Here is a 24,878-nt window from a genome sequence, read left to right as displayed (position 1 = left end):
CCCGCCGATCGCGGCGAGCGGCAGGCGGCGCGCGGCGGCGCGGGCGGCGTTCACGCGAACCTCCTTCCGAGGAGACCCGAGGGTCGCACCAGCAGCACGCCGGCCAGCGCGACCACGACGATGATGTCGCCAGTGCCCCCCATGTAGTAGTTCGCGAACTGCTGCAGGACGGCGACCAGCACCGACGCGATCGCGGCGCCCGGCAGCGAGCCGAGCCCGCCGATCACGGTGACGATGAACGCGAAGATCAGCAGCGTCGATCCCAGGTGAGCGGAGACGTAGCCCGTGTAGTGCGCGGCGAGCACGCCGCCGACGCCCGCGGCGGAGCCGCCGATGGCGAACACCAGCAGGAACGCCGTGCGCACGTCGATGCCCAGGGCCGTGACCATCGCCCGGTTCTCGACGCCCGCGCGGATGATGGTGCCGAACCGCGTGTAGCGGAGGAAGACCACCAGCGAGATGAGCAGCGCGGTCGCGGCGAGCATGAGGACCCAGTACGTGTTGGGCACCGAGGCGCCGAGCACGCTCGTGGTCTCCTTCATCCATGCCGGTGCCGAGATGTAGATCGGGTCGGAGCCCCAGATCCCCTCGTACAGCGCCACCGCCGCGAACGCCAGGCCCACGGTCACCAGCACCTGCTCGATGTGACGCTCGTAGAGCGGCCGGATGAGCGCGAGCTCGGTGAGCGCCGCGACGCCGGCGCCGACGAGGCCGCCGACCAGGATGGAGACCGCGAAGGCCCACCACGAGGTCGAGTCGAGCCGCCGCGCGACCTCCCAGCCGATGAAGGCGCCGAAGGTGAGGAAGGCGCCGTGCGCGAAGTTCAGGACGTGCATCAGGCCGTAGATGAGGCTGAGCCCCGACGCGACCAGGAAGTACAGGGCACCGAGGCCGATGCCGGTGAGGAGGACCAGGACCAGCGTGCTCATCGGGCGCCTCCCGTCGCGGGAGCCACGCCCACCCCGAGGAGGCGGTGCGTGAGCTCGTCGTCGGCGAGCATGGCGGAGGCGGAGCCGGTGTGCACCACGCGCCCGCCGCTGAGGACCACGGCGTCGCCGGCGAGCTGACGCACCACCTCGAGGTTCTGCTCCACCAGCAGGATCGGGACCGTGGTCGCGGCCTCCGCGAGGGCCGCCGCGACCTGCTCGACGATCAGGGGCGCGAGGCCCTTGGTCGGCTCGTCGACCAGCAGGATGCGGTTGTCGTTGACGAGCGCGCGAGCGAGCGACACCATCTGCTGCTGCCCGCCGGACAGGGTGCCTGCCATCTGCGACCGCCGCGCCACCAGGTCGGGGAACAGCGAGTCGACCAGCTCCCAGTTGGGCTTCTTCTGGCGCACGGCGAGCTGCAGGTTCTCGGCGACGGTGAGGCGGCTGAAGACCTCGCGGTCCTCGGGCACGTAGCCGACGCCGCGCTGGACGATGCGGTGGGTGCGGAGGCCGTCGATGCGCTCGCCCGCGAGGGTCACCTCGCCCCGGCGATCGATGAGGCCCATGATGGAGCGCAGGGTCGACGTCTTGCCGACGCCGTTGCGTCCGAGGACGGCCGTGATGCCGCGGTCCGGGACGGTGAAGGAGACGTCCTCGACCACCTGCTGGCCGGCGATCGAGCCGCTCAGGCCCACGACCTCGAGCACCGCGCTCATGCGGCGCTCCCCAGGTACGCGGCCTGGACCCGCGGGTCGGCCATGATCGTCTCGGGGGTGTCGAAGGCGATGATGCTGCCCGACACCATGACCGCGACGCGGTCGACGAGGCCCATCAGGACCTCGAGATGATGCTCGACCATGAGGACGGTGCATCCCTTCGTACGGTGCAGGTCACGGATGCGCTCGACGAGCCCGGCGACGTCGCCGGAGCCCACACCCGCCATGGGCTCGTCGAGCAGGATCAGGCTCGCGTCGGTGGCGAGCAGGGTGGCGATCTCGAGCTTGCGCTTGTCGCCGTGGGAGATGTCCCCCGCCGCGAGGTGGGCCTTGTCGGCGAGGCCGACGGCCTCGAGCGACTCGATCGCCGCACGCGTCGCATCGTCTCCCCGACCGGGGAACCTCAGCAGCGAGTAGCTGCCACCGGTGGTGGCCTGCGCCGCCATGCGGACGTTCTCGAGCACGCTCAGCCGCGGGAAGTTGCTCGAGGTCTGGAACGTCCGCCCCAGCCCCGCCCGCGCCCTCGCGGGGATCGAGGTCCCCGTGATGTCGCGGCCGTCCATCAGGATGCGGCCGGCCGTGGGCCGGACCACCCCCGAGATCGTGTTGAACAGCGTGGTCTTGCCGGCCCCGTTGGGGCCGATCACGCCGACCAGCGATCCGGCGGGCACGTCGAGGTCGACGTCCTGGAGGATGGTCGCGCCGCCGATCTGAAGGCCGAGGCCCTCGACACGGAGCGCGGGCGGGACTGCAGCGGTCATCGGCGGCCTACTCCGCGGCCTCGGCGGGTGCGACGTCCGCGGCGGCCGCGGTGCCGATCAGCTCGGGCATGTACGCGTCGCCGTCGGCGACCAGCTTCACCTGGTACATGTCCTGGAGCAGCGCGTGGTCGGAGGCACGGACGGTCATGGTGCCCTTCGGGCCCTCGAACTCGTACCCCTCGAGCGCGGCGATCATCGCGTCGACGTCACCGGCGCCCTCCTTGATGGCCTGCACCACCATCAGCGCGGCGTTGAAGCCGTCCGGGCTGAACAGGTCGGGGGTGCCGCCCGCTCCCTCGATGTGCTCGACCATCGCCATGTTGACCGCGTTGTCGGTCGCGCCGGCGAAGTAGTGGTTGAGGAAGGAGATGGACTCCGACGCATCGCCGTAGGCGCCGTAGGTCGCGACGTCACCCAGGCCGGTGACCACCGGGACGGCGTCGAGCACGCCCTGCTGGCTCATCGCCTGCCACATCGAGCCGGAGGTCGCTCCCGCCCAGGCGACGAACACGAGGTCGGGCGACCCATCGATGACCTGCTGGGCGAAGGTGGTGAACTCCGTGATGTCCTCGGCGACCAGCAGCGACGACACCTCGGCGCCCTGTCCGCCGAGGATGGCGTCCACGGCGGCGAAGTTGCCCTGACCGAAGGCGGTGTCCTGGGCGAAGACCAGGACGGACTTGCCGGAGATGTCGTCGAGGAACGTTCCGGCCGTCGCCACGTCCTGTGAGCTCTGGCGGCCCGAGCGGAACGTGTACTCGTTGATCCCGGTGATCGCGTCCGCGGCCGCCGGTCCGGAGATGTACAGCACCTCGTTCTGGGCGGCCTGCTCGGCGAGCGCGAGCGCGACGCCCGACGACACCGTGCCCGCGAGGATGTTGACGCCGGCGCCGATCAGCTCCTTGGCGGCGGTGACGGCCTTGTCGGCGTCGCCCGCGTCATCGCGGTGCTCGATCACGATCTCGGTGCCGTCGATCATGCCGGTGCCGTCGGTCGCGTAGTCCATGCCGGCCTCGAACCCGGCGAGGTACTGCTCGCCGTAGCCCGCGAGCGGGCCCGACTCGCTGGTGACCAGCCCGACGGTGACCGAGGCGGCGGGAGCCTCCCCGGTCGCGGAGCTGGAGGAGGACGATGCGGGCTCCGCATCGTCGGTCGGGGCGCATGCCGCCAGGATGAGGGACAAGGAGGCCAGGGCGCCGATGAGCGCCGACTTCTCTTTACGCATGGGGATTGCCTTTCGCCATTGAAAGTTGCGTACCTGAAACCCGATTCAGGTTATGGCTCACGTTAGGGACATGACATCGTCACGTCAAGCCGATCCGGCTCCGCGTGTCGGAACGCCTGCCCGTACCCTGGACGTATGCGCCGAGTCCTGCTGACGGGTTTCGAGCCCGTGTCGCCCGCCACCGTGAATCCCGCCTGGGACGCCGTCGACCTGCTGGCCCGGACCTGGGAGGGACCGGGCGAGGTGATCGCGCGGCGGCTGCCCGCGGTGTTCGGCGAGGCGCCGCACCGGCTGCGGATGTCCATCGCGAAGCACATCCCGGACGCCGTGGTGATGACGGCGACCGCGCCCGGGCTGCCCGGCGTCGCGGTCGAGCGCATCGCGATCAACCTCGACGACGCGACCCTGCCGGACAACGCCGGCAGCATGCCCGTCGACCAGCCGATCGTCGAGGACGGCCCCGCGGGCCTGTGGAGCACGCTGCCCGACCGTGCGATCGTCGAGCGGCTGTCCGCCGCCGGCGTGCCGTGCGGGCTGTCGACCTCCGCGGGCACCTACATCGGCAACCACACCTTCTACCAGGTGCAGCGCGAGCTCATGAACTGGGGCGTGCCGAGCGGGCTCCTGCGCCTCCCCGCGTCGCCGGCGCTCGGGCTCGGCCCCGAGGTGCCCGCCTTCTCGGAGGAGGAGATGGCGGCGGCGCTGCGCATCGTCGTCCTCACCGTGATGGCGGAGCTGGGGGACGATGCGGCGCACATCCTCCTCGCGCAGGAGACGGCGGGCGCGTCCACGCCGGCAGCGCCGGCCGCCATGCCGGCCCCGGAGCCGGAGCAGGAGCCGGAGGTTGTCGCGCCGCCCGTGCCCGAGGACGTCCCTGTGCCCAGTGCTCAGGCGCTCCCCGCATCGTTCGATCCCGAGGACGAGGACGTCGCCACGCAGCCGTTCCTCATGCCCATCTCGGAGCCGATCTACCAGCCGGATCCCGCAGCCGAGCCGCCCGCGCTCGAGCCCGATGACTCGCCGAGCTTCACCCAGGTGGTGTTCCCCGACCGCGCGACCGCGGCCGCCGCGACCGCCGCGCCGGAGGAGCCCGCACCCGCCACCGCGCCGCTGCACGTCGCGCCTCGCGTCCCGTCGATGGACGCGCCGGAGCCCGCCGCCGCGGCCGAGGAGGCCCCTGAGCCGGTCCAGGAGGCCGAGCCCGAGTCCGAGCCCCGCACGGAGGAGCCGGCGCCGCCGGCGCTGACCTGGGACCAGATCATCGGTGGCCGCGGCTGATCTGTCGCCGGTTCGGCCGCTGACCTGGCACGATCGAATCATGGACTCCCCGCTCGCGTGGTCGCCCGACGTCCTCGAGGGCTTCGAGGCGGCACCTCTGGGCCCCGCGACGCTGGTCCGCTCGACGAACGGTCCCGCCGTGCCGCGGGCGGCGGTGCTCCATGTGCATGGCTACAACGACTACTTCTTCCAGACGCACCTCGCGCGCTTCTTCGTGGAGGCAGGCCTCGCGTTCCTCGCCGTCGACCTCCGACGTGCGGGCAGGTCGCTTCGCGACGGCGACATCCCGCACCTGGTCCGGGACCTGGACGAGCTGGGCGACGACCTCGCGGCGGCCACCGCGGCGCTGGCCGATCTCCACCCGGGACTGCCCTTGGTGGTGCACGCGCACTCGACAGGAGGGCTCGCCGCCTGCCTGTGGGCGGCGGACCGGCCGGCGCCGGAGCTCGCGGGGCTGATCCTCGACAGCCCGTTCTTCAAGGCTCCGACCACGCGGGGCCAGCGCGTCGCGACCGGCGCCGTCCCGTTGCTCGCCCGCGCCCGGCCCCTCATGGTCGTCCGACGCCATCCCTCGATCTACGCGCGTCATCTCCACGTCGCGAACGGCGGCCGATGGGACTTCGACACGGAATGGAAGAACCCCGATGGCGTGCCGGTCCGCGCAGCCTGGCTCGCCGCGGTGCAGCGGGGGCAGGCACGCGTGCGCGACGGCCTCTCCATCGACGTCCCGGTGCTCGCCGCGAGAAGCCACACCTCTGGGCCGGACGAGGAGGACAATCCACTGCTCCAGGTGCAGGACACCGTGGTCGACGTGCGGGAGATCGCCCGCCTCGCGCACCGGCTGGGACCCCGCGTGCAGGAGGCGGTGATCGAGGGCGGGGTGCACGAGCTGTCCCTGTCCTCCCCCGTGCCACGTGCGGCGTACCTCGACACCGTCCGCGCGTGGCTCGCTCAGGTGCTCGCATGACGACGCACCCGTACCTCGCGCCGGGCTTCACGGCGCTGGCCCATCGCGGCTTCTCACTCGACGGGCTGGAGAACTCCATGCGGGCGTTCGAGGACGCCGTCGCGCTCGGATACCGGTACGTCGAGACCGACGCGCACGGCACGCGTGACGGGGTCGCCGTCGCGCTCCACGACGCGTCGCTCGACCGGACCACCGATGCCCGCGGCGACGTGGCCGACCTGCCGTGGAGCGAGGTGCGCACCGCGCGCATCGGGGGGATCGAGCCCGTGCCCCTGCTCGAGGACCTGCTGGGCACCTGGCCCGATCTCCGGGTCAACATCGACGTCAAGGCGGTGTCCGGCATCGTCCCCATCGCCGACGCGATCGAGCGCACGGCCTCCCACGACCGGGTCTGCATCGCCTCCTTCTCGACGCGGCGACGGGAGGCGACGGTACGGCGGCTGTCGCGCGCCGTCGCGACCAGCGCCGGCACCTCGGAGGCGGTCGCCTACTTCTCGCAGGGCGCCGTCGGGCTTCCCGTGCGGCGCGCGCTGCGGCGCGTCGACGCGCTGCAGGTCCCACGGCGCGCGGGGCGCGCGACGGTGCTGACCGCGCGCCATGTGCGCGCCGCGCACGCGGCGGACACGCTCGTGCACGTGTGGACCATCAACGACCCGGCCGAGATGTCCGAGCTGATCGACATGGGCGTCGACGGGCTGGTGTCCGATCGTGCCGACCTGCTCAAGGAGCTGCTGGTCTCGCGCGGCCTGTGGGAGTAGTGCGAGGCTGAGGCCATGGCCAACAACACGCGGCCCACCGATGTCCCCGTCGAGGCCTTCATCGCCGGAGTAACGCCGGACCGGCGGCGCGAGGAGGCCGAGCGCGTGGTCGCCCTCTTCACGGAGGCGACCGGGGTCGAGCCGGTGATGTGGGGACCGTCGATCATCGGCTGGGGCAGCTACCGCTACCGGACGGCGGCGGGGACCCAGGGCGACTGGCCGCCGCTCGCATTCTCCCCGCGCAAGGCGCAGCTGACCTTCTACGGCTTCCGCGACTCCCCCGAGGGCGAGGCCATGCTGAGCGCCCTGGGACCGCACACCACCGGGGTGGGATGCGTGTACGTCAAGAGGCTTGAGGACCTCGACCGGGAGGTGCTCTCCGACCTCGCCGAGGTGACGTTCCACCGCGGCGACCACGACGCGACGGCCCGCTGAGCGTCGTTCCCGTTGGGCCGCCTTGCTGCCTCGCTGCTCTTCTGCCGCGCTGGCTTTCCGCCTCACAGTTCATCCGGGTCGACTGTCGACTGATGTCCACAGGCTCTCGCGCTAGCACCTTCATTCACATGTCTACCAGGGTGGATGATCGTGAATCAATGTCAGACGCTGGTGATGTGATGGCGTCATGGAGATCTCGCTGGCAGCGGTGGCGGATGCGGTGGAGGCGTTGCGCGCCTTCACCGGTGGGCCCGTGACGGATCTCAGCGAGGATGAGCTGGCGCGCGCCCATGCCGCGGCCGCACGCGTGGTGCGGCTGGCTCAGGTGCCCGCCGCGGTCCTCGCCACCGAGATCGCCCGACGCTCCGACGGCGCCGGGGGTGGGATGGCGCGCCGACGTGGTGAGCGCAACGCGGCCCGCCTGGTCGCCAAGCACACCGGCGGGTCGACCCGGGATGCCCACGACCAGATCACGGTCGGGCAGCTCCTCGGCGGAGGGGACGATGCGGGGGCCGACTTCGGTGGGAACGATGCCCCTGGTGGGCCGGGTGATGGCGCGGGTGGTGGCGCGCCGCGGTATCCGCGCCTCGCGGCGGCGGTGACGTCGGGCGCGGTGTCGGCGGCGAAGGCGGCGCTCGTGGTCCGCACCCTGGACGACATCGATGGTGGCGACGACGGGATCGAGGCTCGCCTGGTCGCCAAGGCGATACGGCTCACGCTAGACGAGCTCCGCAAGGTGTGCGTGGAGGTCGTCGCGTTGTGGAACCACCGCCGCCACGAGGAGCGCGAGAAGGCCATGAGGGGCCAGCGGTACCTGACGCTGACCGAGCAGGCCGACGGGATGGTGACGCTGTCGGGACGACTCGATCCCGCATCGGCCGCCCCGATAGCGGCGTGGCTCGATGCCCAGGTCCGGGCAGGCTTCGCCGCCCGCCGTGACGCCGGGCTCGGTCGCGCCGAGCCCGGCGAGGCCGGGCGGATGCGCGTCGACGCGCTGGTGGACCTCGCACGCCACGGCATGCGCTGCGACCGACCCGGCTCAGGGGTGTCGACCACGGTGGTCGTGCGGATCGGACTCAAGGACCTCACCACCGGAGTCGGGATCGGCTCCTGCGATGCGATCTCCACACCGCTGACCGTGTCCCAGGTCCGGGCGATGGCCGTCGACAGCGGATGGCTGCCCGTGGTCCTGGGCGGAGCGAGCCAGCCCCTGGACGTCGGCCGTGCCCGCCGCTTCTTCACCCCCGCCCAGAGGGTCGCGCTGGCCGAACGTGACGGAGGCTGCGCGTTCTGTCATGCCCCCGTCGCGTGGTGCGACGCCCACCACATCCGGCCGTGGTCCGCCGGCGGCCGCTCCGACCTCGCCAACGGGGTCCTGCTCTGCACACGATGCCACCACCGCATCCACGACGACGGCTGGACCGTCCACGCCACCGATACCGCCGTGTGGTTCACCCCGCCCGCCACGGTCGACCCCGCACGCACCCCCCGCCAAGGTGGCAGGGCCGCCCTCCACCTCGACCTCGCCACGGCATCCGGAACCACCCCCACCTCCGGAGGGACGCCGACACCCGCGGCCACGACTGGCGCGCATCCGACGCACGCGCCACCCAGATGACCCCGCCCCGACGGCGCCACCCCACCCGGTGAGCGCCACCGCGGCATGCCGGGATGCGGCGCTCGACGACCGATGCGGATGAAGATGCGGTCGCGCCGCCCCGCAGGACAGCCGCGCAGGCGTGAGCTCGCGAACCCGCCGGCCGCTACTTGCGCGGCTTGCCCCGCTTCTCGCGCACGCGGACCGAGATCTGGATGGGCGTGCCCTCGAAGCCGAAGTTCTCCCGCAGGCGGCGCTCGATGAACCGCCGATACTGCGGGTCGAGGAAGCCCGAGGCGAAGATCACGAAGCGCGGCGGACGCGTGGCAGCCTGCGTCGCGAACAGGATCTTCGGCTGCTTGCCGGAGCGCACCGGGTGCGGATGCTCCGCGACCAGCTCGCCGAGGAACGAGTTGAGACGCCCGGTCGAGATCCGCTGGTCCCAGCTCGACAGCGCCAGATCGATCGCGGGCAGCAACCGGTTGGTGTGCCAGCCGGTGCGTGCCGAGAGGTTGACGCGCGGGACCCAGGAGTGCTGGACCATGTCCTTCTCGATCGAGCGCTCGAGCAGGAACCGCTCGTCCTCGCCAACCAGGTCCCACTTGTTGAACACGAAGATCATGGCGCGACCCGCGTCGACCACCTGCTGCACCACGCGCAGGTCCTGGTCGGTGAGCGGGGTGGATCCGTCGAGGAGCACCAGCGCGACCTCGGCCCGCTCGATGGCGGTCTGGGTCCGCAGCGAGGCGTAGAAGTCCGCGCCCTTGGTCATGTGGACACGTCGGCGGATGCCGGCGGTGTCGACCAGCATCCACGGGCGGCCGCCGATCTCGACCAGCTCATCGACGGGATCGCGGGTGGTGCCGGCGAGCTCGTTCACGACCACGCGCTCGGTGCCGGCGAGCTTGTTGAGCAGCGAGGACTTGCCGACGTTGGGCCGGCCCACCAGCGCGATGCGGCGGGGTGCGTCCTCCGCGATCTCGACCTGCGGAAGCTCCGTCGGCAGGGCCGCCATGGCCGCATCGAGCAGGTCACCGGTGCCGCGACCGTGCAGCGCGGAGATCGGGTACGGCTCGCCGAGCCCGAGGTTCCACAGCGCCGCGGCCTCGAGCTCCCCCTGCGGTCCGTCGACCTTGTTCGCGGCGAGCACCACGGGCTTCTCGGCCTTGCGCAGCAGCCGCACCACCTGCTCGTCCGTCGCGGTCGCGCCCACCATGGCGTCCACCACGAACAGGACGGCGTCGGCCATCTCGATCGCGGCCTCCGCGGCCTGGGCGACCGAGAGGTCGATCCCGGTGACGTTCTTCTCCCAGCCGCCGGTGTCGAGCAGCGTGAAGTCGCGCCCCGCCCACTCGGCGCGGTACGCGACCCGGTCGCGGGTCACGCCGGGCTTGTCCTCGACCACCGCGAGCCGCTTGCCGATGATGCGGTTCACCAGGGTCGACTTGCCGACGTTGGGGCGTCCCACGATCGCGAGGACCGGGAGCGCCTCCTCGGTGTCCGGAAGAGCCTCACCGGTGAGCTCCGCCAGGTCCTCCGGGGTGAGGTCGTACTCCTCGAGGCCGGCACGCAGCGCGGCCTCGCGGATCTCGTCCAGCGACTCGGGGGCGTCCGACTCGTGGGGTGCGGGGAGCTCGTCGCTCATGCCTGGTCCTCTCCGCCGCGATTCTCGCGTCGCGGGTCGTCGAGCGGAAGCTCGAGGTCTGTCGTCTCAAGGGTACGGGCCACCTGCTGCCGCAGCGCCTCGGCGAGCCGCTCGGCCGCCCACTCCTGCTTGGCCCTGCCGCCGCGCACCTCCGGCGGGGGCGTCAGCACCACCGGCTCGCCGAATGCGACCAGCAGCCGACGTCCCGGCCGCGGCCAGATGTTCACCGACTCGCCCGTGCGACGGGTGCCCACGATCGTGGTCGGCACCACCGGCGCTCCCGACTGGATGGCCAGCCACGCGGCGCCGCCGTGGACCGCCGTCGCGGTGCCGGCTCCACGGGTGCCCTCGGGGAACACGCCGATGACGTCACCCCGCCGCAGCACCGCGAGGCCCTGGGCGAGGGCCTCGCGACCCGCCCCCTCGACGGTGATCTGCTGCGCGGCACGCAGGATGCCCCCGAGCGGGCCGGTCATCATCTCGACGCGGATGAGGAAGTGCGAGCCCCGCGGGATCACGCCGTGGACCACGGGCCCATCGATCAGGCCCAGGTGGTTGCACACCACGATCGCGGCGCCCGTGCGCGGCACGTTGTCGCGGCCGCGCACCTCGGTGCGCCAGAGGACGCGCGCGAGGAACCTGCCCACCCAGCGGGACCAGCGCGGCCCCCACCGGGACGGGACGGCAGGGCTCACGCGGTGCCCTCGTCGGCGCCGTCGGCATCCGCGGCGTCGCCGATGCGGGGCGGCGTGGGCGCGAGCTCGGGCCGGACGGCGATCACGAGGTCCATGACAGCCTGGACCGCCTCCTCGATGGTGAGGTCGGTGGTATCCACGGTGATGACGCCGTCCGCGGCGGTGTGGAAGTTCACCACGGTGGCGTCCTTCTTGTCCCGTCCGAGCACGGCCTCCCGCACGGTGGCGGCGTCGGCACCCTCGCCGGCGCGCCGGGCGACGCGCACCTCCTCGTCCGCCGTCATCAGGATGCGGACGTCCGCGTCGGGCGCGATCACCGTGGTGATGTCGCGACCCTCGGTCACGACGCCGCGACCCTCGGAGAAGCCGCCCGCGACCTCCGCCGCGATGACGTCACGCTGCCACTGGCCGAGCGCGGCGCGCGCCTCCAGGTTGGTCGCCACCTTCGAGACCGTCAGCGCGACCGTGTCGGAGCGGATCAGCGAGGTGACGTCGTCGTCCTCGAGGATCACGCGGGGGTTGCGCGGGTCGAGCACCATCGAGACGTTCATGGTCTCGACCATCGCGGCGACGTCGTCCTGGTTCGCGAGGTCGACACCCTCGCGCATGCACCAGAGCGTCCCGACGCGATACGTGGCGCCGGTGTCGAAGTAGGCGAGGCGGAGGCGTCGCGCGACCTCGCGCGCGACGGTGGACTTCCCGGTCCCCGCGGGACCATCGATGGCGACGGACACTCCGGTCATGATGCGGCGATCTCCCAACCTTGACTCTCGAGCGCGGCCACGAGCTCGGCGGCGCGGGAGGGCAGCACGTAGAGCGTCGTGAGTCCCACCGGCTGCCGCGGCGAGTGCTCGATGGTGATGTCCTCGACGTTCACGTCGACCTGCGCCGTGTCGCCGAGCAGCTTGAGCAGGTGGCCCGGCTCGTCGGGGACGATCACGGTGACGCCCGCCCAGTCGCGGGTCGCGCCGCCGTGCTTGCCCGGGATGCGCGCGACCTCGAAGCGGCCGCGCTCGATGAGATCGGTGACGGCCTCGCCGATGTCGTCCGACTCACGCAGGTCCTCGAGGTCGGCGATGATGTGGTCGAGCGTCTCGACCAGGTGTCCGCGGTTGAGGCGGGCGATGTCCGCCCACATGCCCGGCGCGGAACCCGCGATCCTGGTCACGTCGCGCAGGCCCTGCCCGGCGAGCGCGACATCGTCGGAGTGCAGGGCGCCGAGCGCCGCCGCCACCGCGGACGCGGCCACCTGCGGCGCGTGCGACACGCGGGCGACCGCCGCATCGTGCGCCGGCGCCTCCATGGTCACGACGTCGCACTGCAGGGCCGCAGGGACGCGCAGCACCAGCTCGACGGCCGCCGCGGCGGCGCCGTTCGGGCAGATCACCCAGGGACGCGCCTTGAACAGGTCTCCCTGCGCCGCGAGCCCTCCCGACAGCTCCCGGCCCGCCATCGGGTGCGAGCCGACGTACCGAGCGCCGTGGCCCGTGGCGTCGGCCGCCTCGGCGATGGGCGCCTTCACGCTCGCGACGTCCGTGACGACGGCCCCGGGCCAGGCCTGCAGCGCGTGGACCACCACCGCGCCGGCGACCGAGGGCGGCGTCGCCACGATCACCAGGTCCGGCGCGTGGTCCCCGAGCGGGCCCCCGGCCCCGATCGATCGGGCGAGGGCCTCCGCCTGGGCGTCGGCGTCCGCGATGGTGACGGGCCAGCCTTCGGCGGACAGGCCGATGCCGATGCTCGCTCCGATGAGTCCCGCACCGACGATGTGGGTGCGGGGCAGCGTGTCGCTCATGCCGCCGTCTCTCCTACTGCGCGAGGTCGCGCCGCAGCGCGACCGCCCCGCGGAGGTAGACGTGGACGATCCGGTCGCGCGCCCGGTCGGTCTCCGCGTGCATCATCAGCCGCACCACCAGGGGCAGCGCGCCGGGCACGGGCATCTCCTGGGCGCACATCAGCGGGACCGCTCCGAAGCCCATCTCGCGCGCGGCGGCCGCCGGGAAGTCGCTGACGATGTCGGGGGTGCAGGTGAAGATCACCGAGATGACGTCGTCCGTCGTGAGGTCGTTCTCCCGCATGATCGCCGCGACCAGCTCGCGGGTGCGCTCGTGGAGGTGCTCGCGCTCGTCGCGGTCAATCGTGATGGCGCCACGGATCGCTCGGGTGGTCATGGCGACCATCGTATCGGCACCGGGGCGACCCTCCGGCGGTCGCGGTGGTCCCCCGGAGGTCCGGGGCGTCGACCTCAGAGGCCCGCGATGTGCATGAGCTTGCCCACCTCGGCGGGTGTCAGCTCGCGCAGCTCACCGGGCGCCATCACGCCGAGTCGGATCGGGCCGAACTGGGTGCGCACCAGCTCGAGCACGGGATGGCCGACCTTGTCGAGCATGCGACGGACGATGCGGTTGCGACCCTCGTGGAGGGACACCTGGACCAGCGTGGAGTCCTTCGCCGTGTCGAGGATGACGCAGTCCGTGGCGCGCACGGGGCCGTCGTCGAGATCGACGCCCGACTTGAGCAGCGTGCACTGCGCCTTGGTCATGCGCCCCCGCACCTTCGCGACGTAGATCTTCTCGACGCCGTGGGTCGGGTGAGCGAGGCGGTTCGCCAGCTCGCCGTCGTTGGTCAGCAGGAGCAGCCCCGTGGTCTCGGCGTCGAGGCGCCCGACGTGGAACAGACGCTGGTCGTACTTCTCGACGAACGTGTCGAGCGCGGGCCGGCCCTGCGGGTCGCTCATGGTGGACACGACGCCGAAGGGCTTGTTGAGCACCACCGTCACGTGGTTCGCGTCGACGCTGATGCGTTCGCCGTCGACCTCGATGACCACCTCGTCGGGGTCCACGCGCACACCGAGCTGGTCCACGATCTGGCCGTCGACCGTCACCCGACCTGCCTCGATCAGGTCCTCGCACTTGCGACGGGAGCCCACGCCCGCCGCCGCGAGCACCTTCTGGAGCCGCACGCCCTCCGGGCGGTGGATCTCGAGCTCGGCCATCAGCGTCCCTCCCCGTCGATATCGGCGAGGTCGGGCAGGTACGGCGCGAGCGGCGGCAGATCGTCGAGCGAGGACAGGCCCATCCGCTCGAGGAACTCCGTGCTGGTGCCGTAGAGCAGGGCGCCGCCCAGCTCGCCGACCTCGGTGACCAGCCCGCGCGCGGCGAGCGTCTTCATGACGGAGTCGACGTTGACGCCACGGATCTGGGAGACCTGCCCGCGGGTCACCGGCTGGCGGTACGCCACCACGGCGAGGGTCTCGAGAGCCGCCTGGGACAGCCGCGCCGACTGGCCGTCGACGACGAACCTGCCGACGACGTCCGCGAACAGCCGGGACGAGTAGATGCGCCAGCCGCCGTCGACCTCCCGGAGCTCGAAGCCGCGCGGCGCGTCCGGGTCGGCGTACTCGTCGCGCATCGCCTCGAGGGCGGAACGCACCTCCGGCTCGGGAACGTCGAGCGCCACCGCGAGATCGGCGGCGGCGACGGGCTCGTCGACCACCATCAGCACCGCCTCGAGCGCTCCCCTCACCCTCGTGTCGGTCACCTGTCCTCCTCGCCCTGATCCGCCGCGCGCGCGACCCCCAGCGCATCGTCCTCGTCGAACTCCGCGGACACCTCCACGGAGATGTCGCCTCCGGTCCAGCGGACCGTGAGCTCGCCGAGGGAGCGTACCTGATCGAAGGCCACCACGGCCTCACGGAACAGCTCGAGCAGCGCGAGGAACCGCGCGACCACCACGCTGACGTGCCCCGCATCGTTCACCAGCGAGCGGAAGCTGACCGCGCCCTCGCGCTGCAGCCGGCCCGTGATCACGGCCGCCTGCTCGCGCACGCTCACGGCGGGGTTGTGCAGGTGCGCGATGCTCACCGCCGGCGCCGCCTTGGGCTGCAGCGCATGCGCCGCGAGCTGCGCCAGCAGATCCGGGGTCGCCGTCCACACCAGCTCCGGGAGCAGCATCGCGAACTGCGGCTCGAGCGGCACGTCGCGCGGCACCCGACGCGGCGCCTCGAGCATGGCCGCGAACTCCCCCGACGCCTGCTTGAAGGCGCGGTACTGGAGCAGCCGCGCGAACAGCAGGTCGCGCGCCTCGAGCAGCTCGAGGTCCTCCAGGTCGTCGACCTCGCCCTGCGGGAGCAGCCGCGCGGCCTTGAGGTCGAGCAGCGTGGCGGCGACCACCAGGAACTCCGAGGCCTGCGACAGGTCCCAGTCGCTCTCCCACGCGGCGATGGTCGCGAGGAACTCGTCCGTGACGCGGGCGAGCGCGACCTCCGTGATCTCAAGCTGGTGCTTGGAGATGAGGCTGAGCAGCAGGTCGAAGGGTCCCTCGAAGTTGTCGAGGTGGACCTCGAAGCCCTTCGGGCCCTCCGCCGCGAGCTCGGCCGTCACGCTAGGCGGCGACCCCGCGCGCCACGAGCTCGCGAGCGAGCTGCCGGTAGGCCTGCGCGCCCGCGTGGGACGGGGCGAAGGTGGTGATGGGCTCGGCGGCCACGGTCGCGTCGGGGAACTTCACCGTCCGGTGGATCATGGTGTCGGTCACGCGGTCCCCGAAGGCGTCGCGCACGCGCTCGACGACCTCCTGGGCGTGAAGGGTGCGGCCGTCGTAGAGCGTCGGCACGATCGCGTCGATGGTGAGCCGCGGGTTGAGGCGGTCCTGCACCTTGCTGATGGTGTCCACGAGCAGCTTGACGCCGCGCATCGCGAAGTACTCCGCGGCGAGCGGGATCACCACGCCGTGCGCCGCGACGAGCGCGTTGACGGTGAGGAGCCCGAGCGACGGCTGGCAGTCGATGAGGACTGCGTCGTAGTCATCGAGCACGGGACGGAGCGACCTGGCCAGCGCGCTCTCGCGCGCCACCTCGCCCACGAGCTGCACCTCCGCCGCCGACAGGTCGATGTTGGCCGGGAGCAGGTCGAGGCCCTCCACCTGCGTCGGGAGGATCACGTCGCGCGTCGCGACCCCCGTCTCCATCAGCAGGTTGTAGACGGTGCTCTCGAGCGAGTCCGCGTTGATCCCGAGCGCCGCCGAGGCGGCGCCCTGCGGGTCGAAATCGATGATGAGGACGCGGCGCCCGTACTCGGCGAGCGCTGCGGCGAGGTTCACGGAGGTGGTGGTCTTCCCCACGCCGCCCTTCTGGTTGCACAGCGCGACGACGCGCGCGGGACCATGGCCGGACAGGGTCGCAGGGGCGGGGAAGTCGGTCACGCGCCAACCTTACCGCCGCTGGTAGCGACCGCTCAGCGGGCGCGCGGGTGGGTCGCCGCGTAGACCTCGCGGAGGCTGTCGCGGGTGACCAGCGTGTAGATCTGGGTGGTGGTCACGGAGGCGTGGCCGAGCAGCTCCTGCACGACCCTGACGTCGGCACCGCCGGACAGCAGGTGCGTCGCGAACGAGTGGCGGAGCGTGTGCGGCGACACTCCCTCGACCCCCGCGCGCTCGGCCGCGGCACGCAGGATGGTCCAGGCCGACTGGCGCGACAGGCGCCCGCCGCGCGCGTTCAGGAACAGCGCGGGGGTCCCTCGCCCGGCCTGCGCGAGCGGCGCCCGCGCGCGCACCAGGTAGGCCCCGATCTCGCGTGCGGCGTAGCCGCCCAGCGGGACGATGCGCTCCTTGCGGCCCTTGCCGCGCAGCAGCACGCTCTCCTCGCCGGGCTCGAGGACCACGTCGTCGACGTCGAGGCCGACGGCCTCGGAGATGCGCGCGCCCGTCGCGTAGACCAGCTCGAGCAGCGCCCGATCACGCAGCGGCGCCACGCCCTCGCCGGTGCCGGCGGCGTCCAGGATCGCCCCGATCTGGTCGGTCGAGATGGCCTTGGGGAGCCGCTTCGGCACCGCGCGCGGCTTCACCCCCGCGGCGGGGTCCTGCTGCGTCCACCCCTCGAGCACCGCGAAGCGGTGCCATCCGCGCACGGCGATCACCGTCCGGGAGGACGATGCGGGCGCCAGCGCGCGACGGCCGTCGGAGCCGGTGCCGATCGCCTCGGCGAACGCGGCGACGTCGGAGGCGGTGGCCCGGGCGAGGTCGTCGACCCCGCGGCTGTCGAGGAAGGCCGCGTAGCGGTCCAGGTCGCGGCGGTACGCCGCGACCGTGTTGGTGCTGAGCCCGCGCTCGACGGTGACGTGCGCCAGGTAGGCGTCGCGCTGCCGCCCGAGCATGTCAGCGGACCGAGAGCACGTCGGTGATGAACGGATCCACGAGGATGGCGGCGAAGACGAGCGTCAGGTACGTGATCGACGCGTGGAAGAGGCGCATCTCCTTGAGCCGGTCGGCGCCGGAGCGGGCGCGGCGGTAGAGCGACACGGTCCCCCAGAGGAACCAGGCGCCCGCCGCGGCGGCGACGCCCAGGTAGATCCACGTCATGTCCGCGACCCAGGCGAGGGCGACGGTGGTCGCCACCATGGCGATCGCGTACGCGATCATCTCGAACGCGACCTTGCGGGTGGGCGCGATCACCGGGAGCATCGGCACGCGGGCGTTCTCGTAGTCGCCCTTGAACTTCATCGACAGCGGCCAGTAGTGCGGCGGCGTCCAGAAGAAGATGATGAGGAACAGCAGCACCGGCGTCCACGACAGCGACTGCGTGACGGCGGCCCAGCCGATCAGCACCGGCATGCAGCCCGCGGCGCCTCCCCAGACGATGTTCTGCGCGGTGCGGCGCTTGAGCAGCATCGTGTAGACCACGACGTAACCGACGATCGCGAGCACCGAGAGCACCGCGGCGAGCGGGGATCCGACCACGAGCCAGAACCACAGCGTCGAGACCACCGAGAGCGTCCACGCGAAGACGAGCGCGGCGCGCGGGCTCACCTCCCCCGTCACCAGCGGTCGGCGGCTCGTGCGCTTCATCACCGCGTCGATGTCGCGGTCGAGGTAGCTGTTGAACGCGTTGGCGCCGCCCGCGGACAGCGCGCCGCCCACGAGGGTGCCGAGCAGCAGCCCGAGCGACGGCCACCCGTCGGCCGCCAGCACCATGGTGGGCACCGTCGTGACGAGCAGCAGCTCGATGATCCGCGGCTTGGTGAGGGCGACGTACGCCTTCAGCCGGCGCATCGCCGTCGCGCGTCCGGTCAGCGCGGGCACGGGCGCATGGGCCTCGGTGGCGACGGACGGCATGAGCACAGTCTAGCCGTGACCTAGGTCCTCCCCGCCCGCCTCGCCCGCAGCCCGCGCCGACCGGAAGCGGTTGCATCCGGGTGTCGGAATGTTAACGCTCGACAAACGGCGCGCCTCACGGGCGCGACCCGGGTAGGCTGGCCCCGTCAGCCACCCCGAGCCACGTCAAGGGAGACCCCTGTGACCATCAATTGGACCGATGCCGACCGCCGCGCGGTCGACACCCTCCGAGTCCTCGCCGCCGACGCCGTGGAGAAGGTCGGAAACGGCCACCCCGGCACCGCGATCTCGCTCGCGCCCGCCGCGTACCTGCTGTTCCAGAACGTGATGCGGCACGACCCGTCCGACTCGCACTGGCTGGGCCGCGACCGGTTCGTCCTGTCCGCCGGCCACTCGTCGCTGACGCTCTACCTGCAGCTGTTCGCGTCCGGCTACCAGCTGTCGCTCGACGACCTCAAGGCGCTGCGCACCGAGAACTCGCTCACCCCCGGCCACCCCGAGTACGGCCACACCGACGGCGTCGAGATCACCACCGGCCCGCTGGGCACCGGCATCGCATCCTCGGTCGGCATGGCCATGGCCGCCCGTCGCGAGCGCGGCCTGCTCGACCCCGACGCCGCCCCCGGCGAGTCGCCGTTCGACCACTTCGTCTACGTGATCGCGGGCGACGGTGACCTCCAGGAGGGCGTCTCGCACGAGGCATCGGCCCTCGCGGGCACCCAGGAGCTCGGCAACCTGGTCGTGATCTGGGACGACAACCGCATCTCGATCGAGCACGAGACCGACATCTCCTTCACCGAGGACGTCGTCGCACGCTACGAGGCCTACGGCTGGCACACCCAGCACGTGAACTGGATCACCGAGGACGGCTACCAGGAGGACCCCGAGGCTCTCTACGCGGCCATCGAGGCCGCCAAGGCCGAGACCGGCAAGCCCTCGTTCATCCGGCTGTCGACCATCATCGGCTGGCCCTCGCCCACCAAGCAGAACTCGGGCGGGGTCCACGGCTCCGCGCTGGGCGCCGCCGAGGTGGCGGGCCTCAAGGAGGTGCTCGGCTTCGACCCGGAGCAGTCCTTCGTCGTCGAGCCCGAGATCCTCGCCCACATGCAGCAGGTCAAGGAGCGCGGCCAGGCGGCCCACTCCGAGTGGAACGCCGGCTTCTCGCGCTGGGAGGCCGAGAACCCCGAGCGCGCCGCCCTCCTCGCCCGCCTCGTGAACCGCGAGCTTCCCGAGGGATGGGAGACCGCGCTGCCCGCGTTCGAGCCGGGCGCCTCCGTCGCGACCCGCTCGGCGTCCGGCAAGGTGCTGACCGCCCTCGCGCCCGTGCTGCCCGAGCTCTGGGGAGGCTCCGCCGACCTCGCGGGCTCGAACAACACCACCATGGACGGCGAGCCCTCGTTCCTCCCGCCCCGCCGCTCCACGCACTCGTTCCCGGACGGCCAGTGGTACGGCCGCACGCTGCACTTCGGCATCCGCGAGTTCGGCATGGGCACCATCCTCAACGGCATCACGCTGCACGGCCTCACGCGCACCTACGGCGGCACCTTCCTGGTGTTCTCCGACTACATGCGCCCCGCGGTCCGCCTCGCCGCGCTGATGCAGATCCCGACCACGTTCGTGTGGACCCACGACTCGGTGGGCCTGGGAGAGGACGGCCCCACGCACCAGCCGATCGAGCACGTCGCCACCCTGCGCGCGATCCCGGGCCTCGACGTGATCCGCCCCGCGGACGCCAACGAGACCGCCTTCGCGTGGAAGGCGATCCTCGAGACGACCGACCGCCCCTCGGCGATCATCCTGTCGCGCCAGAACCTCCCGGTGCTCGAGGGCACCTCCGCGGACGGCGTCGACAAGGGCGCCTACGTCCTCGCGGGCGGGCACGAGGACGCCGACGTGGTGCTCATCGCCACCGGCTCCGAGGTCGCGGTGGCGCTCGGCGCGCGCGACCTGCTCGCGGCCGACGGCGTCAAGGCCCGCGTGGTCTCCGCGCCGTCGCTCGAGCGCTTCGCTCGCCAGACCGCGGAGTACCGCGAGTCGGTCATCCCCGCCGGGCTCAAGGCCCGCGTGTCGGTCGAGGCGGGCTCCCCGCTGGGCTGGCGCGAGGTCGTCGGCGATGCCGGTCGCGTCGTCGGCGTCGACCACTTCGGCGAGTCCGCCGCGGGCGGCCTGCTGCTCAAGAAGTACGGCTTCACCGCGGAGAACGTCGCGGCCCAGGCACGCGAGAGCATCGCCGCCGCGGGCTGAGACGCCCCGCATCGTCCCAGGAAGGGGGTCCCTCGCGGGGCCCCCTTCCTGCGTCCCGGCGACGGTCGGCCGCGCCGTAGGATGGACCGAGCGCTGTCGCGACCCCTCTCCTCGTCCCCCAGGGAAGGTCCCACTGTGAACAATCCGTTGCGCGATCCCCGGGATCGCCGGCTTCCCCGCATCGCGGGCTCCTGCGGCCTCGTCATGTTCGGCGTCACCGGCGACCTGGCCCGCAAGAAGCTGATGCCGGCGGTCTACGACCTCGCCAACCGCGGCCTCCTGCCGCCCGCCTTCGCCCTCACCGGCTTCGCCCGCCGCGACTGGGACGAGCAGGACTTCGCGCAGGTGGTGCACGACTCCGTCAAGAAGCACGCCCGCACGCCCTTCCGCGAGGAGACGTGGCAGCAGCTCGCCGAGGGCATCCGCTTCGTGCAGGGCACCTTCGACGACCCCGAGGCGTTCCAGCGGCTGCGCCAGACGGTCGAGGACCTCGACCGTGAGCGGGGTACCGGGGGCAACCACGCGTTCTACCTCTCGATCCCGCCGTCGGCCTTCCCCCAGGTGGTCACGCAGCTGCGCGAGTCCGGGCTGTCCGCGCCCAAGGAGGACACCTGGCGCCGGGTGGTGATCGAGAAGCCGTTCGGGCACGACCTCGAGTCGGCGGAGCGGCTCGACGCCGTGGTCTCCGACGTGTTCCCGCCCGACTCGGTGTTCCGCATCGACCACTACCTGGGCAAGGAGACGGTCCAGAACCTGCTCGCGCTGCGCTTCGCGAACCAGCTGTTCGAGCCCATCTGGAACGCCCAGTACGTCGACCACGTGCAGATCACCATGGCCGAGGACATCGGCATCGGCTCGCGCGCCGGCTACTTCGACGGCATCGGCACCGCCCGCGACGTGATCCAGAACCACCTTCTCCAGCTCTTCGCCCTCACCGCCATGGAGGAGCCCGCCTCCTTCGAGGCCGACGACCTGCGCATGGAGAAGGAGAAGGTGCTGCGCTCCACGGTGCTCCCCGAGGACCTCGGCGAGGGCACCGCGCGCGGTCAGTACGCGGCCGGCTGGCGCGGCGGCGAGCAGGTGGGCGGCTTCCTCGACGAGGACGGCATCTCCCCCGACTCCATCACCGAGACCTATGCCGCCATCAAGCTCGAGGTGCCGAACCGCCGATGGGCCGGCACGCCGTTCTACCTGCGGGCGGGCAAGCGGCTGGGCCGCCGCGTCACCGAGATCGCGCTGGTCTTCAAGAAGGCGCCGTCGCCCTACTTCCAGGAGATCTCCGGCGGCGACACCGGCTCGAACGCGCTCGTGATCCGCGTGCAGCCCGACGAGGGCGTGACGCTGCGCTTCGGCTCGAAGGTCCCCGGCACCACCATGGAGGTGCGCGACGTCACCATGGACTTCGCGTACGGCAACGCCTTCACCGAGAGCTCGCCAGAGGCGTACGAGCGCCTGATCCTCGACGTGCTGCTGGGCGACCCGCCGCTGTTCCCCCGCCAGGAGGAGGTCGCTCTCTCCTGGAAGATCCTCGACCCGATCACCGACTTCTGGGAGACCCAGGGCCAGCCGGAGCAGTACCGCTCCGGCACGTGGGGCCCCGCGGGCTCCGACCAGATGATGGCCCGTGACGGACGTGCCTGGAGGCGCCCATGATCATCGAGATGCCCGACACCACCACCGGCGCGATCAACAAGGCGCTCGTGGAGTCCCGCAAGGAGGGCGGCGTGATCACGCTCGCCCGCGTCATGACCCTCGTGATCGACGCCTCCGGCGCCGACGCGGAGCAGGCGATCGCCACCGCGAACGTGGCCTCGCGCGAGCACCCCTGCCGGATCATCGTGATCGCCCCGGGCGAGGCGTCCGAGGCGCGGCTGGACGCGGAGATCCGCGTCGGCGGCGACGCGGGCGCCTCCGAGGTGATCCTGCTGCGTCCCAGCGGCGAGCAGATCGGCCACGACGACACGCTCGTGACCCCGCTGCTGCTGCCGGACGCCCCCATCGTGGTGTGGTGGCCCGCAGGCGTGCCCGAGAACATGTCGCGGCTCGAGCTGGGCCGGATGGCGCAGCGCCGCATCACGGACAGCAAGGGCGAGACCGACCCCGCCGGCACGCTCCTCCACCTGGCGAAGTGCTACAAGCCGGGCGACACCGACCTCGCGTGGGCCCGCCTCACCCGCTGGCGCGCGCTGCTGGCCTCCGCCCTCGACCAGGTGCGGGTGCCCGAGGTCTCGCTCGCGCGGATCCACGGCGACATGAACAGCCCCTCGATCCTCATGCTCGGGGCCTGGCTCAAGCACACGCTCGGCTGCGAGATCGAGGCGACCTACGACGCGTCCGTCTCCGCCCTGCAGCACATCATCCTCGAGACCCCGTCCGGGCCCGTCTCGATCGCGCGTCCGGACGGCCACAACGCGACCATCTCGCAGCCCGGTCAGCCCGACCACGTGATCGCGCTTCCGGCGCGGTCGCTCGAGGACACGCTGGCGGAGGAGCTCCGCAGGCTCGACTCCGACGACGTCTACGGCGAGGTGCTCGAGGCCTTCGCGGGGCAGATGGTGGTCTCGCTGTGACCGCCCCGACCCGGGTGGTGGTCCACACCGACGCCGGCGCCGTCGCCGAGGCCACGGCCGCCCGTCTGCTGCTCGCGATCATCGACACGCTCACCGTGCAGGACCGCGCCGACGTGGTGCTCACGGGCGGCACGGTGGGCATCGCGACCCTCGAGTCCGCCGCCGCGTCCCCCCTCGCCCGCCAGATCGACTGGACCTCGGTCCACGCCTGGTGGGGCGACGAGAGGTTCGTGCCCGCCGGCGACCCCGACCGCAACGAGGGGCAGGCCCAGGCGGCGCTGCTGGGGAGCCTGCCGCTGCCCGAGGAGAACATCCACCGGATGGGCGCGTCGGACGCGTTCGGCTCGGTCGAGGAGGCCGCAACGGCCTACGCGGACCAGATCGCGTCCGCGGGCGTTCCCGCGTGGGACGTCCTGATGCTCGGCATGGGACCCGACGGTCACGTCGCCTCGCTGTTCCCGGGCCATCCGGGCTACGAGGTGCGCGGCGTCGAGGCGCTGCCGGTCCACGACTCCCCCAAGCCGCCGCCGACGCGCGTCTCGCTGTCCCTGGAGTCCATCCGCCGCGCCAAGCGCGTGTGGGTGGTGGCCGCGGGCGCCGCGAAGGCCGACGTGGTCGCACGCGCCCTGCACGGCGACCTGTCGCTGCCCGCGGCGGCGGTGCGAGGCTCAGCCGAGACCCTGTGGCTCGTGGACGCCGAGGCCGTCGCGAAGGTCTGAGGGCCCGGGCGCCCGCCCACGGGACAGCACGCACGGAACCCTCCGCGACACGCCGACGGCCGACCCACGATCGGCGCCGATGACCGGCGTGTCAGCACCACATCCGTGCGGAGCGTCCGTGGGGGTGAGGTCAGTGACGCTTGCCCATCAGCAGGTCGCGGCCCTCGGCCTGCACCCCCGGCTGCTCCGGGAGCAGGCCCCGGACCGTCGCGACGATCCCGTCGATGTCGAACTCTGCGGGCTTCGCGTAGATCTCCTCGCCGTCCGCGCGGAACGTGAACACGCCCTTGCGGCCGGTCTTCAGGGTGACGCCGTCGATCGCGTTGCCGAACTCCTCCAGCAGGCGCGTCTGGGCCTCCGTCGCGCGCGGCAGGTAGCCGCAGGGCACGCAGTACTCGATCTCGATCAGCATGGATGCTCCTTCCGTCGCCGGGACAACCCCCGGACGCGTCCCAACATTCCTGATCCCCACATCGTCCCCGGACACGCGTCAGGGCCGCGGCTCCCGATCGGGAGCCGCGGCCCTGGCACGCGTGCGGTCAGTCCGCGGCGACGGTGTCGCCGCGACGGACGCGGAGCGAGGTGAGCGCCTCGTCGAGAAGGGCCGCGCCCTCCTCATCCGTGCGACGCTCCTTCACATACGCGAGATGCGTCTTGTACGGCTCGTTCCGGATGGGCTCAGGCGGGTTCGCCTGGTCCAGGCCGGCGGGGAGCCCGCAGCGCGGGCAGTCCCACTCGACCGGGATCTCCTGGTCCTCGCCGGTGGCGAAGCTGGGCGAGGTCACGTGACCCCGCGCGCAGTAGTACGAGACGACCTGGCGAGGCGCGGACTCGCCGCGCTCGTCCTCGCCCATGGGCCCTGCGCCGACGCGCGAGCCTCGGATGGCGTTGCCCCCTGCCATGGGATCTACCTCCGTTGGTTAGACAGAAAAGCGGGAGACGAGACCGAGCAGCACCACGATCATGCCCCAGGCGATGCCTGTGGCCCACGTGATGCGCGAGAGGTTCCTCTCACCGACCGCCGAGGACTGGATGCCCGAGGCGATGCCGCCACCGAACATGTCGGTGATGCCGCCGCCACGACCCCGGTGGATGAGCACGAGGGTGATGATCAGCAGCGAGGTCACGACGAGCAGGACCCAGAGGATGGTGGTGAGGATGGTCACGGTTCTCCCAGACGATGTTGAGCGGCTTCAAGTGTACGCGACCGGGGGGGGCCGGGGGGGGGGCCC

Annotated in this window: 27 protein-coding genes; 9 read left to right on the top strand and 18 right to left on the bottom strand. The window is 72.1% G+C overall.

Annotated features, from left to right (window positions below):
* Positions 1-50: 50 nt before the first annotated feature.
* The 4 genes from QQX10_RS00135 to QQX10_RS00120 are packed head-to-tail and all read right to left on the bottom strand — an operon-like array spanning position 51 to position 3,631.
* On the bottom strand, positions 51-929 hold the full coding sequence (locus QQX10_RS00135; RefSeq protein ID WP_301144154.1) for a branched-chain amino acid ABC transporter permease: 879 nt from the start codon (positions 927-929) through the stop codon (positions 51-53).
* On the bottom strand, positions 926-1,645 hold the full coding sequence (locus tag QQX10_RS00130) for an ABC transporter ATP-binding protein (RefSeq protein ID WP_301144153.1): 720 nt from the start codon (positions 1,643-1,645) through the stop codon (positions 926-928). The genes QQX10_RS00135 and QQX10_RS00130 overlap by 4 nt, the downstream gene beginning before the upstream one ends.
* The gene (locus tag QQX10_RS00125; protein ID WP_301144152.1) at positions 1,642-2,406 is read right to left on the bottom strand and encodes an ABC transporter ATP-binding protein; all 765 of its coding nucleotides are present in this window, start codon (positions 2,404-2,406) and stop codon (positions 1,642-1,644) included. Before QQX10_RS00125 ends, QQX10_RS00130 begins: the two co-directional genes overlap by 4 nt.
* Positions 2,407-2,413: 7 nt before the next feature.
* Positions 2,414-3,631, bottom strand: a complete 1,218-nt coding sequence (locus QQX10_RS00120; RefSeq protein WP_301144151.1) for a substrate-binding domain-containing protein — start codon at positions 3,629-3,631, stop codon at positions 2,414-2,416.
* Positions 3,632-3,766: 135 nt separating this feature from the next.
* Here QQX10_RS00120 and QQX10_RS00115 point away from each other — a divergent pair, with 135 nt between their 5' ends.
* From QQX10_RS00115 to QQX10_RS00095, 5 genes are all read left to right on the top strand, one after another.
* On the top strand, positions 3,767-4,909 hold the full coding sequence (locus QQX10_RS00115; RefSeq protein WP_301144150.1) for a pyroglutamyl-peptidase I: 1,143 nt from the start codon (positions 3,767-3,769) through the stop codon (positions 4,907-4,909).
* A 40-nt stretch (positions 4,910-4,949) separates the two neighbouring features.
* The gene (locus QQX10_RS00110) at positions 4,950-5,876 is read left to right on the top strand and encodes an alpha/beta hydrolase (RefSeq protein WP_301144149.1); all 927 of its coding nucleotides are present in this window, start codon (positions 4,950-4,952) and stop codon (positions 5,874-5,876) included.
* Positions 5,873-6,634, top strand: a complete 762-nt coding sequence (locus QQX10_RS00105) for a glycerophosphodiester phosphodiesterase family protein (RefSeq protein WP_301144148.1) — start codon at positions 5,873-5,875, stop codon at positions 6,632-6,634. Before QQX10_RS00110 ends, QQX10_RS00105 begins: the two co-directional genes overlap by 4 nt.
* Positions 6,635-6,649: 15 nt before the next feature.
* Positions 6,650-7,069 (top strand): DUF1801 domain-containing protein, encoded by a 420-nt coding sequence (locus QQX10_RS00100; RefSeq protein WP_301144147.1) that lies wholly within the window; start codon positions 6,650-6,652, stop codon positions 7,067-7,069.
* A 187-nt stretch (positions 7,070-7,256) separates the two neighbouring features.
* On the top strand, positions 7,257-8,687 hold the full coding sequence (locus QQX10_RS00095; protein WP_301144146.1) for an HNH endonuclease: 1,431 nt from the start codon (positions 7,257-7,259) through the stop codon (positions 8,685-8,687).
* Between the two features lie 145 nt (positions 8,688-8,832).
* On the opposite strand, the gene der is transcribed toward QQX10_RS00095, so the two are convergent.
* The 11 genes from der to QQX10_RS00040 form a co-directional block, all read right to left on the bottom strand.
* Positions 8,833-10,311 carry a ribosome biogenesis GTPase Der gene (der, locus tag QQX10_RS00090; RefSeq protein WP_301144145.1) on the bottom strand — a complete coding sequence of 493 codons (1,479 nt, stop codon included), beginning with the start codon at positions 10,309-10,311 and terminating at the stop codon, positions 8,833-8,835.
* Positions 10,308-11,006, bottom strand: coding sequence for a lysophospholipid acyltransferase family protein (locus QQX10_RS00085; protein ID WP_301144144.1), 699 nt, complete (start codon positions 11,004-11,006; stop codon positions 10,308-10,310). The genes der and QQX10_RS00085 overlap by 4 nt, the downstream gene beginning before the upstream one ends.
* Positions 11,003-11,749 (bottom strand): (d)CMP kinase, encoded by a 747-nt coding sequence (gene cmk, locus QQX10_RS00080; RefSeq protein WP_301144143.1) that lies wholly within the window; start codon positions 11,747-11,749, stop codon positions 11,003-11,005. Before cmk ends, QQX10_RS00085 begins: the two co-directional genes overlap by 4 nt.
* On the bottom strand, positions 11,746-12,801 hold the full coding sequence (locus tag QQX10_RS00075) for a prephenate dehydrogenase (RefSeq protein WP_301144142.1): 1,056 nt from the start codon (positions 12,799-12,801) through the stop codon (positions 11,746-11,748). The genes cmk and QQX10_RS00075 overlap by 4 nt, the downstream gene beginning before the upstream one ends.
* Positions 12,802-12,814: 13 nt before the next feature.
* Positions 12,815-13,177 carry a chorismate mutase gene (aroH, locus tag QQX10_RS00070; protein WP_301144141.1) on the bottom strand — a complete coding sequence of 121 codons (363 nt, stop codon included), beginning with the start codon at positions 13,175-13,177 and terminating at the stop codon, positions 12,815-12,817.
* A 74-nt stretch (positions 13,178-13,251) separates the two neighbouring features.
* The gene (locus tag QQX10_RS00065) at positions 13,252-14,001 is read right to left on the bottom strand and encodes a pseudouridine synthase (RefSeq protein ID WP_301144140.1); all 750 of its coding nucleotides are present in this window, start codon (positions 13,999-14,001) and stop codon (positions 13,252-13,254) included.
* Complete coding sequence (scpB, locus tag QQX10_RS00060; protein WP_301152013.1) at positions 14,001-14,546, bottom strand: SMC-Scp complex subunit ScpB; 546 nt, start codon at positions 14,544-14,546, stop codon at positions 14,001-14,003. The genes QQX10_RS00065 and scpB overlap by 1 nt, the downstream gene beginning before the upstream one ends.
* Positions 14,543-15,388 (bottom strand): segregation and condensation protein A, encoded by an 846-nt coding sequence (locus QQX10_RS00055; RefSeq protein ID WP_301144139.1) that lies wholly within the window; start codon positions 15,386-15,388, stop codon positions 14,543-14,545. Before QQX10_RS00055 ends, scpB begins: the two co-directional genes overlap by 4 nt.
* Before the next feature lies 1 nt (position 15,389).
* Positions 15,390-16,205: a ParA family protein gene (locus tag QQX10_RS00050; RefSeq protein WP_301144138.1), complete on the bottom strand. Its 816-nt coding sequence runs from the start codon at positions 16,203-16,205 to the stop codon at positions 15,390-15,392.
* Positions 16,206-16,237: 32 nt separating this feature from the next.
* Positions 16,238-17,155 (bottom strand): site-specific tyrosine recombinase XerD, encoded by a 918-nt coding sequence (locus QQX10_RS00045; protein WP_301144137.1) that lies wholly within the window; start codon positions 17,153-17,155, stop codon positions 16,238-16,240.
* Position 17,156: 1 nt separating this feature from the next.
* A complete protein-coding gene (locus QQX10_RS00040; RefSeq protein WP_436968536.1) occupies positions 17,157-18,113 on the bottom strand; it encodes a heme o synthase in 957 nt (318 codons plus the stop codon).
* Positions 18,114-18,293: 180 nt separating this feature from the next.
* On the opposite strand from QQX10_RS00040, the gene tkt reads away from it, so the two are divergent.
* The 4 genes from tkt to pgl all read left to right on the top strand — a co-directional run bounded on the left by tkt (position 18,294) and on the right by pgl (position 23,646).
* Positions 18,294-20,357, top strand: coding sequence for a transketolase (tkt, locus tag QQX10_RS00035; RefSeq protein ID WP_301144136.1), 2,064 nt, complete (start codon positions 18,294-18,296; stop codon positions 20,355-20,357).
* Between the two features lie 135 nt (positions 20,358-20,492).
* Positions 20,493-22,010, top strand: a complete 1,518-nt coding sequence (gene zwf / locus QQX10_RS00030; RefSeq protein ID WP_301144135.1) for a glucose-6-phosphate dehydrogenase — start codon at positions 20,493-20,495, stop codon at positions 22,008-22,010.
* Positions 22,007-22,927: a glucose-6-phosphate dehydrogenase assembly protein OpcA gene (locus tag QQX10_RS00025; RefSeq protein WP_301144134.1), complete on the top strand. Its 921-nt coding sequence runs from the start codon at positions 22,007-22,009 to the stop codon at positions 22,925-22,927. Before zwf ends, QQX10_RS00025 begins: the two co-directional genes overlap by 4 nt.
* Positions 22,924-23,646, top strand: coding sequence for a 6-phosphogluconolactonase (pgl, locus tag QQX10_RS00020; RefSeq protein ID WP_301144133.1), 723 nt, complete (start codon positions 22,924-22,926; stop codon positions 23,644-23,646). The genes QQX10_RS00025 and pgl overlap by 4 nt, the downstream gene beginning before the upstream one ends.
* 130 nt (positions 23,647-23,776) lie before the next feature.
* On the opposite strand, the gene QQX10_RS00015 is transcribed toward pgl, so the two are convergent.
* The 3 genes from QQX10_RS00015 to secG form a co-directional block, all read right to left on the bottom strand.
* A complete protein-coding gene (locus QQX10_RS00015) occupies positions 23,777-24,058 on the bottom strand; it encodes a SelT/SelW/SelH family protein (RefSeq protein ID WP_301144132.1) in 282 nt (93 codons plus the stop codon).
* Between the two features lie 127 nt (positions 24,059-24,185).
* The gene (locus QQX10_RS00010; RefSeq protein WP_301144131.1) at positions 24,186-24,548 is read right to left on the bottom strand and encodes an RNA polymerase-binding protein RbpA; all 363 of its coding nucleotides are present in this window, start codon (positions 24,546-24,548) and stop codon (positions 24,186-24,188) included.
* Positions 24,549-24,566: 18 nt separating this feature from the next.
* Positions 24,567-24,812, bottom strand: a complete 246-nt coding sequence (secG, locus tag QQX10_RS00005; RefSeq protein WP_301144130.1) for a preprotein translocase subunit SecG — start codon at positions 24,810-24,812, stop codon at positions 24,567-24,569.
* Between the last annotated feature and the right edge of the window lie 66 nt (positions 24,813-24,878).

Source organism: Demequina lignilytica (assembly GCF_030418305.1).
In the GTDB taxonomy this organism is placed as follows: Bacteria; Actinomycetota; Actinomycetes; order Actinomycetales; family Demequinaceae; genus Demequina; species Demequina lignilytica.
This window is presented reverse-complemented; position numbering and strand designations above follow the sequence as displayed.